The 15277-nt window shown below is 58.1% G+C and carries 13 protein-coding genes; all 13 read right to left on the bottom strand.

What is annotated here, in order from left to right:
* Positions 1 to 77 precede the first annotated feature (77 nt).
* Positions 78 to 902: a DNA-methyltransferase gene (locus tag SH661x_RS02185; RefSeq protein ID WP_437227560.1), complete on the bottom strand. Its 825-nt coding sequence runs from the start codon at positions 900 to 902 to the stop codon at positions 78 to 80.
* Between the two features lie 117 nt (positions 903 to 1019).
* Entirely contained in the window at positions 1020 to 1946 is a 927-nt protein-coding gene (locus SH661x_RS02180; RefSeq protein ID WP_437227556.1) for a tyrosine-type recombinase/integrase, read from the bottom strand.
* Positions 1943 to 3586, bottom strand: a complete 1644-nt coding sequence (locus tag SH661x_RS02175; protein ID WP_437227554.1) for a hypothetical protein — start codon at positions 3584 to 3586, stop codon at positions 1943 to 1945. Before SH661x_RS02175 ends, SH661x_RS02180 begins: the two co-directional genes overlap by 4 nt.
* Entirely contained in the window at positions 3583 to 4035 is a 453-nt protein-coding gene (locus tag SH661x_RS02170; RefSeq protein WP_437227552.1) for a hypothetical protein, read from the bottom strand. The genes SH661x_RS02175 and SH661x_RS02170 overlap by 4 nt, the downstream gene beginning before the upstream one ends.
* Positions 4032 to 6041, bottom strand: a complete 2010-nt coding sequence (locus SH661x_RS02165; protein WP_437227550.1) for a hypothetical protein — start codon at positions 6039 to 6041, stop codon at positions 4032 to 4034. The genes SH661x_RS02170 and SH661x_RS02165 overlap by 4 nt, the downstream gene beginning before the upstream one ends.
* On the bottom strand, positions 6041 to 6766 hold the full coding sequence (locus tag SH661x_RS02160) for a hypothetical protein (RefSeq protein WP_437227548.1): 726 nt from the start codon (positions 6764 to 6766) through the stop codon (positions 6041 to 6043). Before SH661x_RS02160 ends, SH661x_RS02165 begins: the two co-directional genes overlap by 1 nt.
* A complete protein-coding gene (locus SH661x_RS02155; RefSeq protein ID WP_437225038.1) occupies positions 6763 to 7575 on the bottom strand; it encodes a hypothetical protein in 813 nt (270 codons plus the stop codon). Before SH661x_RS02155 ends, SH661x_RS02160 begins: the two co-directional genes overlap by 4 nt.
* Positions 7572 to 10289: a hypothetical protein gene (locus SH661x_RS02150; protein ID WP_437227546.1), complete on the bottom strand. Its 2718-nt coding sequence runs from the start codon at positions 10287 to 10289 to the stop codon at positions 7572 to 7574. Before SH661x_RS02150 ends, SH661x_RS02155 begins: the two co-directional genes overlap by 4 nt.
* A 4-nt stretch (positions 10290 to 10293) precedes the next feature.
* Positions 10294 to 10986 (bottom strand): hypothetical protein, encoded by a 693-nt coding sequence (locus tag SH661x_RS02145; protein WP_437227544.1) that lies wholly within the window; start codon positions 10984 to 10986, stop codon positions 10294 to 10296.
* 8 nt (positions 10987 to 10994) lie between these two features.
* Entirely contained in the window at positions 10995 to 11333 is a 339-nt protein-coding gene (locus SH661x_RS02140) for a hypothetical protein (protein WP_437227542.1), read from the bottom strand.
* Positions 11334 to 11335: 2 nt separating this feature from the next.
* Entirely contained in the window at positions 11336 to 11725 is a 390-nt protein-coding gene (locus SH661x_RS02135; protein WP_437227540.1) for a hypothetical protein, read from the bottom strand.
* A complete protein-coding gene (locus SH661x_RS02130) occupies positions 11725 to 14307 on the bottom strand; it encodes a hypothetical protein (protein WP_437227538.1) in 2583 nt (860 codons plus the stop codon). Before SH661x_RS02130 ends, SH661x_RS02135 begins: the two co-directional genes overlap by 1 nt.
* A gap of 50 nt (positions 14308 to 14357) precedes the next feature.
* On the bottom strand, positions 14358 to 15239 hold the full coding sequence (locus SH661x_RS02125; protein WP_437227536.1) for a hypothetical protein: 882 nt from the start codon (positions 15237 to 15239) through the stop codon (positions 14358 to 14360).
* Between the last annotated feature and the right edge of the window lie 38 nt (positions 15240 to 15277).

The following is a 15277-nucleotide window of genomic DNA, read 5'->3' as shown; positions in this document are numbered from 1 at the left end:
TGCGAAACCGGTGCAGTTGTGGCGATCGCAGCGATCTTGCCGGCCTTCCGCTGGAGTTGATCACGCACGTGATCAGCTTAGCGACAGGGTTTCATTTTGGAGATCTGCACACCACGGGAAGCTGAGTTTAAACGTTCCCGTGCGATCTCGAAGTACTCCTCCGTGGCCTCAAATCCGATGAACCGGCGGCCCTCGAGAGCGGCTGCGACGCCGGTTGTGGCACTGCCCGAAAAGGGGTCGAGAACGGTCCCGCCAGCCGGAGCAACCTTCACGAGTTCGCGCATCAGCTGCGTCGGTTTTCCGGTCATGTGAAATTTGTCGCTTTGCTTCACGGACACATCAAAGCAGCCATCAAACGGACCTCGGTCCTGCAACATGGGGATTGCTCCATTGGTTCCCCAAACGATGTACTCGCACTGGTGTCGCAAATAGCCTTTGTGCGGCGCGCGAGCCCCTCGACCTTTGTTCCATGCTGCGATGCCCCGCCAGGTCCATCCGGCAGCCTGCAAGGCGTCGGTCATCGCCGGGAGCTGACGCCAGTCAATAAACACGAGGCAGTAAGCCTCGGGCTTGCTGACCTGTCGGGCGAGCGTCAGCCACATCGTGCACCAGTAGGCGAACGATCGTTGATCGCGAGTGTCGCCGACAAAACTCGGTCGCCCGAGCGTGTTCCCCCCCTGGCAGTACTTCTCTCCGGGATCACCTTTGCGGGCCGTCGCGGTTGTACCGCCGCTGCAATAGGGAGGATCCGTAATCACGGCATCGATGGATCCCGCCGGCAGATCGGGCAGAAGCTGCAGAACGTCTCCCTGCAGCAGGGTGAGGGCTCCCTGTTCGAATTTCTTTCCCTCGAAACTCAACACGTTGGCGGAGGAGGACGCATCTTTCTGTACGGGTGGCATTCAATGCTCCCAGGTCACGTTTGAGCGCGACGTTTGGGACCTCTCAACCAGGTCTTGACGTTTGTGTTAGGGGCTTCCGAATCGTTCGAGCGACTCGGGAGCCCCGCTTCATTTATATCAGGCCGCGGCGTCACCAGATGAAGGCTCGACGTCGTCCATCGCCCCCTCCTGGTACCCGCGCAGCTCATCTTCGGAGAGATGGGAGTAACGCTGAGTTGTGGCGATGTCCGAATGTCCGAGCAGCTCTTTCGCCTGGAAGATTCCGAACTTCTTCGTGACGGCGGAGCCGAATTCGTGGCGGGTGGAGTACAGCACCAGATCCGCCGGCAGACCGAGCTTGTCGCGAAGCTGGCGGAATTTTTTGGAGATGCGTGGGACAGACCAGGGCCTGCCTGTCGCATCGTGAAAGATCTGTCCGCTGTCGCGGGTGCCGATGGATTCGAGGAACAGCGGGGCCACCTGTTTCCCGAGCGGGATCCTTCGGGGCTTCCCGGTCTTCCGGGAGGTCTTGTGTTGCTCAAGGACCAGCGTGCATTTCCCTGAGGTGAGGGATTCGAGCAGTGTCGAGCCGGAAGGAAATTCGATCTGTTCGATCGTTGCTCCGGTGAGTTCGCTGGGGCGGGCTCCGGTCAGTCTCAACGCGCGATAGATGATGGACCACGCGGGATCCGCCTCCATCAGGATGCGACGAACATCGCCGGCAGTGGGGATGCGTTCCCGCCTGGCTCCGGTCGGCTTCTCGAGATCCCTGGGCTTCAGGATCTCCGGTCCCTCATGAAACTCTCTGCCATAATTCTGGAGCAGCTGGACGCAGATCAGATAGCTCCGGATCGTTGCTTTTGCTTTTTCACGACCATCGGGCCAATGTGTGTTTGCGTGGATCCAGTCGAGCAGGTCCTCGCGGGAGAGTTCAGCCCAGATGCTGGATCCCAGAGCCGCGATCATGGGCCGGAACCGCGAGCGGTACTGACGCAGCGTGGCGGGCTTGCACCCTCTGCGTTCACAGTGCCGGCAGAACTTTTCAATGAGATCTGAAACAGTCATGGTGTTTCTCCGAAAATCTCCGCGATCTTCTCTTCCGTGACGTGGTAATGGCGAACCTTGTTTGCCAGCTGGGCCTGCGATCCGTAAGCGGATGTCGTGCCCCGCATTGACGTGATCACGAATTCCGAATCCGCGTAGATCACTCTCTCCAGAGATGTCGTCGAAATGTCGTCGCCATAATCAATCGACCCGGCCGCGCTTCGTTTGTGGTCGGGGAGCAGGCACATCAGCATTCCGGCGACAGTATTGAACTGCAGGTTCGTCGCGGAGACCACTGCCGTTTCCTCATCCACCGCTGCGAACGAGACGGGATCGAAGTTTCGAGGCACTCCGAGTGTCTCGCTGAACTTGAGAACGTCCCACCAGTCGAGCAGCTCGAGGGTCTCCGCTTCGAGCCTGGCACACACCTGAATATTTGAGGGGGTCCCCTCAGGCATCTGGGCGGCCAACGCTTGAGAGTAGTAATGAGGCACGAAGAGACTGTCGCCGATCACCTGCAGTTCGTTTGTCGTGACATGAACGTTGACGAGTGGATAGCTGAAGAGATTGGGGCGAAAATATCTGCCGACGCCGACGCCACTGGGGCCAGCCCAAGTGCTGACTGATCCGGTCCAGTCAGGAGCTTCGAAGTACACGACTCCGGTGCTCGAAAAATCTGTCGAGTCGAATTTCAGCAGAGCCTCGCCGTGTCCGAAGCCTGTATCACTCCTCGTGTAAAAAAAGCCTGCTGGCACACACAGCGAGTCGTTGTGGAAGAAATAGCCAAAATCCATCTCCCCGACCAGGAGCAGCTTTGCCAGAGTCTGTTCCTCGGTATCACTCTCTGCGGGCAGTTCGCCGTGCTCGATGGTGGAGCCATGGAAATACACGGCGTAGTGATTCTTGATGATCGATCCATCGATCCCAACCGCGAGAACCCGGAACGCTAGTGCAGTTCCGCCCGCGACGAAAAAGACAACCCCAACTTCGTCTCCGAATCCACCGACAAGCGGATAGATCATGTAGAGCGTATCACCGAGGCACTGATAAGCTGCGGTTTGAGCGGTCAGTTCCTGAGCATAGTTGTGCGTGGTGCCGGCTGACGCGATGACATCCACCTGCTCACGGAAATCTGACTCTGCTTCTGACGGCAGACCGGAGACGGTGTACGTTTCGGGGTCTGGCACAGAGCCATGAGACCAGAGCAGTTCGCCGGTCTCTGCATCCAGTCCGGCGATCGCCCCCTGAAAATCTTCGAATGGAGATGCCTCGGCTCTCAGCCCTTGAATGACGAGTACCCCGGAGCGACACCACATCTTCAGCACTTTACTGAACTGCTCCTGCAGGCTCGTTGCCCAGATCACGAGCCCCGTGGTTTCGTCGTACGCTGTCGCAAACGGGACCGTCGGTCCGGTTCCGGCGTCGGAGATGTCAATCACGTTGGAGACGTAGATCCGACCTTCACCGCGGGTCGCTGCCGACCATCCACAGGATTCGTTATGCAGCAGCTCCGAACGCTCACCGAACAGTAGTTCGCTCGAATCGATTGTAGAGTGACGGATCAGCTTCGGAGTGAGCAGCTTCGTTTCCGGATCAACGGTGTACGCCTTCCAGTTCCACCAGCGATAGTTCGTCTGCTGTGATGTCCGGAACTGCTTCATGATGAGACCCAGAAACGTGTCGTCGTGACCACGGGGAAAATGCCACCAGTCAACAGATCCGTGTTGATTTCCGGCGGTGCAATCGACTTGTTTTTCAGACGTTTCCGGAACTGGAGCCAGATCCCATTCTTTGGCCAGGCGCCGTCGAGCACGAGGAAATCTTTGTCATCATGAATCGAAGGATGTGTGAGGAACTGCTCTTTGAATTGTTCTTTCGTGCAGTCCCAGGGGAGCGTGATCGTGCCCTCTTTCTCGACTCCCGGATCCTCTTCATCATCGAGATCCGGAATCGTGAAGGTCATGTCGACGGTGCCATCAGTCGGGAACCCCCAGGGGTTGAACTGCAGCACGATGAATGCGGGCAGATCGCCACCGCTTCCGCCTGGATCAGGCTGAGTGATCCTGCGTGCGTTGCGGTCGCCGCGGGGATTGTCGGTGCTCCAGCTCACGAGTCGTACCTTTCGACATGCAGGATGGTGCGTTGCTCGCCGGCGTTGCTGTACTGGATTCCGACGATCTGCAGATAGAGGGTGTCTTCCGCGAGCTGGGGTTCGTCGTCGATCTGCCGGAGGCGATTGAAGGAGATTTCGCGGCCCTTCACGCCGGTCAGCAGGTCCGTGATCTGATAGGTGTCGAGCAGCTGCGGACAGCTGGCCTGGGCGGTGACCTGTGCCCCGCGATCCTGCTTGATGATGCGGTCCACGGCCTCGTTCATCAGATTAAAATCGTTGACTTCATCGGCAGGACCTGTGAGGGGGCTGTTGATGGTTGAAAAATTGCGCCCACGTTGACGAAACAAGTATTTGTTGCTGAAATCGATCAGACGAACGCAATCCCGAAAGTTCGGGGAGTTTTCAGCGGTCGCTTCATACTTCAGACGATTATCGCTCCTCACGGTTCCGACGATCCGCAACCTCAGCTTTTTTGGATCGATCTCCTTGAGCTCATCCGGGATTTGTTTCGATCTGATCCAGATGCCGATCTGATCCGGAATCACGGTCCATCCGCCGAATTCCGAGGTGCTGTCCGGATCATCGTCCAGATTCTTGATGTCTCTCCAGTTTCTGCCGTCGTCTGTGGAGACCTGCAGCACAGGAGGCCTGCGATGTCCTTCGCTTCTGTCGTCAGTCAGGAGAGTCAGGCAGTCGTGAATTTCACGGCGTTTCGGAATGTTGTAATTGTATGATTCGTATTCACTAAACGTGAAGACGGGGTATTCCGGACTCTCTGGACGCAGGCCCTTCAGCTCCCCGGACTCACTGGCAATCCATTTTCTCCCGATGTGACTATCCGGTGTGGACGTGTCGAGCTGCGAGTCTTCTTCCACAGTCCAGGCCCGATGCAGTTCGATTGCGACCTCGTGTTCGAGCCAGCCACCGAGGGCGACGATTCGATTGGTAATGTCGGCGATGCCAAAGCTGAACGAGAGCTGCTCCGTGTCGGCAGTCTCGAACGTCAAGTCCTCTCCCCAGGCGGGAATCCTGAGCTTCTTCTTGGCGCCCTTGCCTCGCTGATAAATCGCGATCTTCGGGACACATGACGGGACGCCATCAGTCACCTTGCGATCGAATCGGACGTACCAGTTGTATCCGAACTGTGGCAGGATCTCGGTGAGGTAATCGGAGAGTCGGCCTCCCAGTCGCAAGGTCAGGTTCTTGACGGGCGGCACTTCTTCATCTCTCGGCAGCACTTCAAGAGCGTCGGGGTTCGCAATCTCTGGTTCTTCTTTGTCGTTCAGCCATTTGCTGAGTGTGTCGATGATGTGATGGAGTTCCCAGCTCTGAGGCTCCCCGAAATATTCCTCCTTGCACTTTTCGGCCCGCACCGATTCGGGATCGACCCAGATCGAATACGTTTCGGGATTCCTCAGATCCTGCAGTTCGTCCGGATCCTCGATCTGCTTGCTCTGATCATCCGGCGGAATGCGATTGGGGCAGATTTTTTTGTCGATGAGCGGATTGAACTCCAGGTCCATCGGGACGGTGAGCACCTTGCCAAGCGGAGACAACGCCCTGTAATGCCAGCACCGTTGTCCCTCCGCAATCTTGCCAAAGTGGTACGGCTCGATGGTCGCTCGCAGGATCCGGCTCTCGCCCTCTCCCAGCACGAACTCCGAAGTCGTGATCTCTCCCCAGAACAGCGGCCGGTCTCGGATGCTTTCCGGCTCTTCCTCATCGACTTTCAGCTTTCGTGTCCAGACCTCGACCTGCCGGTTCGAACGCCGACTGACGAATTCGTTCTGGATCCGAATTCCGAGAGCGTCCTGATCCACTTCCAGAATCGCATACGGCAACCGGCTGCCGACTCCGGTGAAGATTTCCCGGCAGTGAATATGCGGTTGCAGGTCCGCCTCGGTCGGCTTTTCTCCGTAACCCGGAGCGATGTAGACAAGCAGCTGCTGTTGCTGGCGGACTGTGTCGGCGTATCGATTCTTTTTCTTCGGCGCTGTTGCCATCACACTACCTCGAGAGTCAAGCCGAAGATCGCTGCGGGACCACTCGCATCGGCCTGCAGGTCTGAGAGGTTCAGCACCGTTCGGCGAACTTCAGCGACGATCACTTCATCGTCATCGTTCAGAACTGCCGGAATCACCGCATCCACCTGGAAGTCATACGTGTCTGAGTCCAGCAGTGCCGGAGTATCAAACACGATCGGACCGGTGGCCGTCGCCAGGCGGGTGACTGTCTCCGGCGAGCTGGGCCCGGCGGTACGGATCAATTCGAACTGCTCCGGATGCAGACCTTCTTCGGCAGCGAGCCAGAAGATGGTGATCCGGAGCACGCCTCCGGACCGACGTTCGACGCTGGCCAGCTGTGCCAGACCGAGGATCGCATGGATCACGCTCCCATCTTCGGCGAGATCCACCCGCTGAGGATGGGTCGCTTCGTTTTCGATGCCGTCTCGATAGTGTCGCACATCGACATAGACCGTTCCCGGTGCGAAGGCTGAGAGATCCACGGAGAGCTCCGGAGTCTCCCCGGCAATGCCAGCAGCGGAGTCAACGCGGGTTGTGACGCTGATGTTCCGGGGCCGAACGAAGGGGAAGAACCGATCAGCGTTGCAGTACCTGTTGCGATACTGCAACGGCAGCGAAGAGCCGACATAGACACTGACACCCTGTTCGGCGAACGGACGAGCGGGATTCAGTGCAGGGAAACAGAAGTTGCGAAGGTGCATCACGGACCAACATCGAGAGGAATCTGATTCGAATACGTCACGCCGTCAGCAGTGATTGTGATCAGGACTTCGTAGAGCTTGTTCGCTTCGAAGCCCGGATCGTCGATCGTCGCTTTGAACTTGCCAGACACAAGCTCCTCGGCTGTGAAGTTCCGCGTGAGCAAAACAACATCCTCTCCGGAACCATTCTCACGGATCGTGATGAATGCTGTGGCTTCCTCATCGAGATCCGAAATGTCGATCCAGCCGAAGCGTCCGTTGTGGGCCCAGACATCGAGGAAGACCGACTCTCCCAGAGTGCTGGAGAGCTTGCAGGTACACCAGGGAACGAGCTGGGTTGCCTCAGCGATCGCCGCGGCGACTGCGCCATCGTTGATCTCCAGATCAGGCAGGCCCGCCGGGGTCGTCAGCTGCGATGCCGGCAGCGGTATGACGAACACGTTCGGCGTCGACGAGACGGGGATCAGGTCGAGGCGATTGGCGTTTGTCTCCGCCTGGGTCAGATCGAAATCGTAGTATCCTGCCGCCAGTTCGTTGGGATGTACGTCGTTGGTAGCGACGGGCGACCCGTTCCCCTTGCGGATCGTCGCTGAGATGTTCGCAGCATCACCCGTCACTGGAGTTCCAGTCTCCGTGTTGATCGCAAAGACTCTCCACTTCTGGGAGGCAACATTTTTGAACAAGGTCGACATGGAGGATTCCTGCAGGATGCGTGAGATTGTGGCGACGATGCCGGGGTCGTCCGCCATCATGAGGAGATGGAAGTACAGACCTTCATCGGTATCGATCAGATCTTCGAAACAGTCGCTCATGACACCGTAATGGTTTGATACGTGTAAGGCTGGAGGTTGAGTTCATTGCCGGAGCTGCGTGCGGCTTCGCCAGTGTTGTTTTTCACGTACAGCTTCACCGGCCCGGGCGGGAGTCGCACGGTCCGGACAATCCGCTGTTCGTCATTTGTTGCCGCGACGTCGAACACGAAATCCGGCTCACGCTCGGGGGGAGACGTTTCGAAGTTGGTCCCATCCACTGTCTTCAGGAACCATCCATCCACCGTTGCATCCGAGGCCGGGACGCCAGTCGGATTGACCGGTTCACGGGAGATGACAATCGAGGCAGACCCCTCTGTCGATCCTGACAATGACGATGTGTAGGTCATCTCCGGGAGATTGATGCCGTCGAGGTCGCCCTGGAATGTGAACTCCATCGGAGTTTCGACGCTCCAGTTGCCAGTGCAGACGACGTTGCCAGCTCCGACGACAGCTTCCATCGCCGACTGCGCCGCTGCAGCATTCGCGTCCCAGTCGATGCTGGCAGTCGTGCCGTAGCCTGGAAGCGTCAAGGTGAGACTGCCGCCGGATCCGGTGTGTGAGACCTGCTGCACTTCGCTGATTGCGGGTGTTCCCGAGTCGGCGTTCAGCACCGTCGAGACGTCACCTTCACCGGGGACGTCTTCCCCGATCGTCAGCCCGCTGTCATCGACGATGATGTCTTCAATGGTGAGTCCCGAGTACTCTTCTCCAGTAAAGTTGATCACAAACGAAGGCCATGCACCGGAGACCGTGACCGCGTCTTCACCGAAGACGCCTGCCGCATTTAACGCGGCCTCGAGAGCGTCCGAATTTGCGTTCCACGCGATCGGATCGCTCGTTCCTCCCTCCGGATTCCCGAGTGTGTAAGTTCCCCCGTCGACATCTTCATCGATGTTCAAAGTCTGCACGGCAAGCATATTACCGCCGTGAGGTGACCATGAGATCGTCCGACCGTTCGTCAGACTGAGCACGCCCCCGTACCGCAGGAAGTCCCACATTGCAGATTCACTGCCGAGCGTTGTCGACACGCAGTTGTCCTGACCAGGCTCACCAAACAAGATCTGGTACGACGCAAAACCGGAATCGTCGTAAAAATAGAAGCTCATGCCCGTGCCGATTGTCGTGTTGTAAAAAAACACGCCGTTCGCGTTCGAGTTGCTCTCATGCATGATCATTACATGACTGCCATCATGCGAACTGCTCCCGCTGATCGTCATCGATCCTGTCGTTGGGAACTTGCCTGATTTTCCCGCCAGATAGTCCCCTCGCGTTGATCGATAAGCGGAAAGCTCCATCCACGTGCTGTAGTCCTCGCCTCCGCCAGACACGATGCCAACAGTTGCCGATCCGGCCCCCGCTACTGCCAGCAGGAGACCGCTGTCATCAATCGTGAGCTGCGGATGAGCGATGCTCGCCAGGTCACCAGTGAACCAGTAGTCCCAGGTTGTTTCGTCTCCATCGACGGCCTTGGCGACGATCAGGCCGATGCCCGGTCCTTCACCGCCGTCATACGTGACGGTCTCCAGACGTGAGCGGAAGGTGTCTGCGGTCGCATCGAAGGCGATCGCCGCCGTCTCTCCCAGATCCGGATACGTCAGCGTGAAATCTCCAGCGGCGGCCGTCGTGACGACTCGCTGATGCTCCAGCTGTCCGAACGAGATGCGCGTGAGCCCATGGAGCGTCTTGTTCTCCGGGACATTCATGGCGACCCCGACGGTCTTGATCGAAGAGAGTTCAGTCACCGTCGCCGCGATCGAATGACAGCCTCGAGTCGTGGTGTTCACGACGAACGTCAGATCGTTTCCGACGAGCTCGAAGAGCAGTCTGTCAGTCAGGTCGAGATCATCCGCAATCGTCCCGATATTCAGAGTCGCCAGCTCTGTCGTTGTGCCGGAAATCCGTTTGAAGATCTTCAGCGTTCCCTGAGTGGCGTTGCCCCCGGGAGCGAGCCGGCAGAAGATGTAGTTATTCGCATCCTGATACCTCAGACGGAACTCCACATAATCATCGAGGCTGCTACCCGACTTGAAACTGTATTCCATCGCCCCGTGGACCGGATGGGACTCGTAAGTTCGAGCGACCGTCGCGACGAACAGATCAGAGCCGCTTGCCGTGATGCCGGTCCCTCCGACAACAGGCGACCCCGAAACAACAGTCCAGGTATCCCCGCTGTCGGTTTCGTGACTGCTGAGATTTTCGCCGGACCCGATTCCGACATCATAAAACTGTGTCACCTCCGGAACGCCATCAGTGATCGTGTCGATCGTGATGTCCGATTCATCCGGAGCGGTGAGATCTTCAGTCTCGACTTGGATCAGCGGCACTTCCTGAAAGGCGAGCGATCCCTGGAACGTGATGATCCACGGCGAGGCAAATGTTCCGGCTCCGGTGACAGTCACGTTGCCCGCACCGACCAGCGTTTCGAGTTGGGTTTGTACCGTCTCAGCGTTGGCGTTGTAGGCCCACGTCACCGTGCCTTCGTACCCTTCGATCTCCACGTGGATCTCTCCACCGGTCCCGTTGGTGTACATCGACTGCTGCTGATTCACCCCGGCGATCCCAAACGCTGCGAGGATCTCGACGTGACAGCCGACGTTCCCCGCTGAGTTGCTGTAGGCTCCACTCGTCACAGAGGCTCCGTCCGCCAGCGAGTCCAGCTCGCTGCCGAGCAGGGCGGTTTTTGTGCCGACAAGGTAGGTCGTTTTCTTCGCCATCGTGTTAATCCTGTGGGATCATGCAGTTGATCGTCGCGATTCCAGCGGAGACAGCGACGGAAAAGTCATCATCAAAATCGGGGGGATAACTCAACAGGTGTGCCGACTGCTCAACAGGTGTGCCGACGTTCCCGTCGAGCTCCGTCGTGTCACGTCCGAGAACACCGACGTTCCACTCCCCGCTGGGTCCGAGGGGCTGTGACTCGAGTTCGTACGGATGCAGACCATCGACGACAGCGACATCTCGAGCGGTGTCGTAATTGACAGCCCCTTCCGGTGCTTGACCCGTGAACAGTTCCCAGGTGCGGACGTCGTCGATGATCGCATCGCCGGTCGGGACCTGAGCCGGGAAGCGGACGCGGACCCGGTTGTACGGACGGGGGGGAAGTTTGCTTCCGTGCTCCAGCCCCACATCGGCATCATCGACAGCAACGACGCAGACATGCTCCGGGTACTGACTGCCTCCGGTGTCATACTGTGCCACGATCTCCCGGGCTTCCGTTCCGCGAGTCTCGCCGTACAACCGCCGTCCGATATAGAGCTGATGCAGCCGCCCATGATCACTCTCGAAACGCACCACGAACCCGCCGGACTCTGACCAGGCGAGGGAGGTGATCGTGATGTTTCCGAGATAGATCATGAGTGGGGAGGAGGGATGAGGGGGGGGAGGAGCCAGGGACGGAAGAGCCGTGATCACGTGCGTGATCAGGCGGGCTTCTTCGCGGGTTTGTCTTTCTTTCCCGGAGAGGGGACTTCGGACGGAACCTGTGGATGGGCCGGCTGGTCCACTTCGAGCTCGGCTGCGGGTGTGGGAGCGACGGGAGCAGGAGCCGGCATCTCGTGACTCTTGATCGCGTACCACGCGCGGGCGAAGGTCTGGCGATCGACCCAGGGGGATTCACCCAGCTCCTTGTAAGCCTCGGCATGCGAGGAGGCATGGCTGCTCTGGATCTGCGATCGCAGCTGATCAAGCTGCTGCTCATTCAGCTGGGGTTTTCTTGCCGGAGTCAGACCGGGGAATTTAGTGGGAGTGGGGTTCGTCATGATCATACCTGTCGTTGTTGCCAGTGGAGGTATCCCCGCTGGACCCAGCCTTGAGTCCCGCCGGCGGAATAAAAGGGAGGTCCCTCGGCGACGAAGCCGAGGAATGTACAATTGTCGTACTGCACTGCCGCCGGACCGTCTTTCGTGACCGTTCCGTTGAGCCGTCCCTTCAGACGCTCATAGGTGCGAGTCAACGCATACACTGAGGCAGCGGACGGCATGCCGTCGATCCAGTACTTCACGCGAAGGGGCCGATCCTGAATCGGCCCGATCAGGAGTGAGGCACCGTAGGCACCGGGGGCCGTCATGCGCTGCATCGGCATTTCGGCCGGCCCTTCTTCAAAGGCTCCGGATCGGCCGGCGAACGTATATCCGTCGTGGAAAATGGACATCAGTCGCTCCTGTTCCATTTCTCCATCGGCGAAGGTTTGGCGGGTACAGGAGGTTTGTTTTGTCGGGTCGTATCAATCAGACGGTCAGTATTCCGCTGATTGTTTTGGATCGATTTTTCGTTCTGCTGCTTCAGGTCAGCTCGCAGCCCCTTCACCTCGGTCGCCAGGGTGTTCACAGCTGCCCCGACTTCGGTAACAGTTCCTTGATACGCGCCTCGTTCATTCAATTCAGTCAGTGGCTTTCCAAATCGACTGCGGGTGTCGAGCGGGTCAACCGTGACGGGAGCGACGCGATTCTGATTTTCCCGGCGAGCCTGAGCGATGGCATCCCGCTCGGCTTTCATCAGTTCTTTCTGTTGATTGAACAGCGGGAGATCTTTGTCCTGAATCAGTCCATCGAGATTGTTGAACGCCTGGAAGATGACATCTTCGGGATTGTCTTTCCCGAACATCTCACCCAGGCCTCGACTTGTTTTCTCAAGCGTTTGCCACAAAGCATCAGGACCTTTCAAGTCCATTTCACTCAAAGTGTCAGCAGTGATTTTCCGCATCGCCGCCAAACGACCTTCGATGTCTGTAGACCGCAATTTGTGCTGCTCAACATTTGTGTCGGACTGACGTTCTGCCTGAGCAATAGCGCCTGCTGGCGTATGTACCGCCTGAACTTGCCGGGCGCTTTCCTGAAAGAACTTTCGATTTGCTGGGTCGTTTTCCGCAGCCAGTGACGGAACGACAGATTCCACCTTCTGGATTTCTTCCTGCCATTTCCGATCGTTGTTCAGCATCGATCTAATGGCAGGGCCGGCCTTGGCTTCGCCGGGGTTGTTCAAAATCCAGGCTTCTCTCAGCTTTGCATTGCCGCGGAGAAATTCGATGCGACTCTCATCCATCGGAAGAGCATGGAACGCTTTGAACTGATTTGCGAGATCTTTGTCCTTTTCCTGATCACTCGTCAGCTTGAACTTGTCACCGAGGTTCGCACTGAGATTTACAAACGCGGACGAACTGATGCGGCCTTCTTGGTCGTTCATCAAATTCCCGAGGGCAATCCAAAGTTCAGACGACCTCTCGGCCGTCATCCCCAACTCTTTGCCAGCGGAAATGGCGGGAATGGCGTTACCCATCCCTTCCACGGTTTCGATTCGGGACGCGAGCTGGGCCTGCTTCACGAACCCCTGAATGGCCTGTGGATCCTGGCTCTCTCCGAACTTCGCGATGTCACCAGATGCTGAAGCAAGTGCAGCCGCTGCTGTGGGATTTTTCACGATTGACAGAGAGTCACCGGCCGCTTGAAACGCCCAAGAATTTGTCCGGTTGCCTTTCGCAGAGAACGCAGAACCAAGCACCTGAGCCGCTGTGTTGACGGAGACATTCTGCGACTTCGCGAGTTTCAACACCTCCTCATCAAGGTTTTGCCATCCGACAGTCTCATCCGGTTCGAAGTTCATTCGCAGAGATTCCATCGAGTTCTGGAACCCGACAGCGGTCTGGCGGACCTTCTCCTGCGCCTCAATGACTTTCTCGTATTCGGCCCGGAGTGCGGCCACAGCTGCCGTCAAGCTCACTGTGCCGGCAATCGCTCCGACTGCGCCCTGGGCAACTCCCATCATCGCGGAAGCTGCTGACTGAGCGAAGCCGGACACCTCTTGCTGGGCCGCTTCGTACTCGTGGTTGATCTTCTTGACAGCAGCGGCATACTTTTCAGCACCGATGCGATTGGAATCTAAGTGGTTCTTCGCCCTCTGGAGCTGACGGTCCCTTTTCTCTTCCGCGGATTCCAAATCTCGAGAAAGACGAATTGCATCCTGCTTCAGTTTGTTCTCGCGGATTTTTGCCGCTTCCGATTCTTTCGCTGCTTTCTTGCGTGCCTCCGCTGCAGCGGTATCCATCTCACGGATTTTGTGGATGACCTTGAGGGAGTCGATGTTCTTCTGTTTCTGCGCGTCAGCCGCTTCCTTGTCACGCTTCGCGATCGCAGCCCGCTCGGCAGCGGCGTGCTGTTCGAACTTCAGCCGCTCCTGAATGACCTTCTTTTTCTGGGCCTCCGCAGCCGTGAGTTCCGCGGACGCTTTCTTCTCGGCCTGGGCGAGGGCGTTGACCTTCTGCAGCTCGGAATCCCGCAGCTGGTCGAACTGCTGCTGCGTCAGCTTGTTCGCCTCGAGGGCCGCTTTCCATTCCTTCAGCTTCGCCAGATACGCCTGAGCGGGAGGAATCAGCTTTTCCTGTGCCGCAGCGACACGGGCAAACTCGGCCTGGGCCTTCTTCCCGAGGGCGACTTCTTCGGCGTTGGCCGCTTTGCGTGTTTCGCTGAGTTCCTTCTGGCGCTGCTTTTCCGCCGCGAGTGCCTCCTTGGCTTCACGCTCCCGCTGCTTCCGGGCTTCCTTCTCCCGACGATCCAGCTCCTTCTGGATCTTTGTTTCCTCCGCGATGATCGCCTTCTTCTCCTTGGCGACTTCCTTCGCGGTCTTCAGCCCTTCCCTGAGCTGCTCATCCAGCGACTGCATGGCAGCGACGTTCTCTTTGCTCTTCTGCAAGAGCTGAGAATTTTCCGCCTTGTAGATGATGACGTTGTCGTCTGCCATGGCGTCGCGACTGGATGAGGGAACAGAGAGGAGGGGTCAGATCGCTGGAATTAAGTCGTAACGAGTGCCACTCCGGTGGCAGCGGTCAGACTCTTCCCGATCAGGCGCATGCGGGGTTCGGCAATGCTGGTGCCCTGTCCGGAGATCCCCTGCATGTCGACCATCGGGCTATCGAGCGTCAGCGTGATGTGTTCGCTGTCGGTCAACGCCTGGATCGTGCCGCCGTCTGCATTGGCGACCAAGGAGAAGACCGCTCCCGCCAGAGACGAGAACATCGGACCATAGGCCGCGAGAAACCCGTGACCACGGAACGTCACATCCACGAACGGATTGACAGTCTCGACGTAGACGTTCGTCGGGAAGGTCCCGCCGTCGAAGTACTCCAGCGCCATGTTGATCCCAAAGCCGACCTGGATCCCGACGATCCCGGTGACATCCGAACCGCCCAGGGAGGTGGGGCCCAGACGGAACGTGCCGGAGTATCCCGGAGCACTCAGACTCAGTGACGCCGAGTGACCGACTGGATTCGTGAACCCGTCAGACAGGAGAGCCGCTTCCAGATCGATCGAGGCGACCTGACCCTGCTGAGCGGTGATTGAGACCGGGACCAGCAGCCCCTTGGTTGCCGTCAGCTTGATGTTGTTTGCGCCGGAGACAAACGCGGATCCCGGGGAACGGACCCGCCAGGGCAGCGAAATCGTCCCGTTGCTCACATAGAGACCGCCAGCCTCATCCAGCGCCGTGAGTGCCGTGGCGAGATCGTAGGAGGTGTACCGGAACCGAGGCTCCGCACCCATCAAGACGAACTCGGACGGGAGCACGGCGGCGGAAGCACGCAACGTTTCGATCTGATTGTTCGAAGAGAATTCGGCGGACTGGCACTGAACGATCGCAGCAGCACCAAAGGCGCTGTCGAAGAGTGTGACTGACATGGGAGACTCCGGAGGGAATGGAGTTTGGGAAGGGAAGT

It is taken from the genome of Planctomicrobium stercoris (genome assembly GCF_051465655.1).
GTDB lineage: Bacteria > Planctomycetota > Planctomycetia > Planctomycetales > Planctomycetaceae > Planctomicrobium.
The sequence above is the reverse complement of the archived record's forward strand: the minus strand, read 5'-3'. Positions and strand labels throughout refer to the sequence as shown.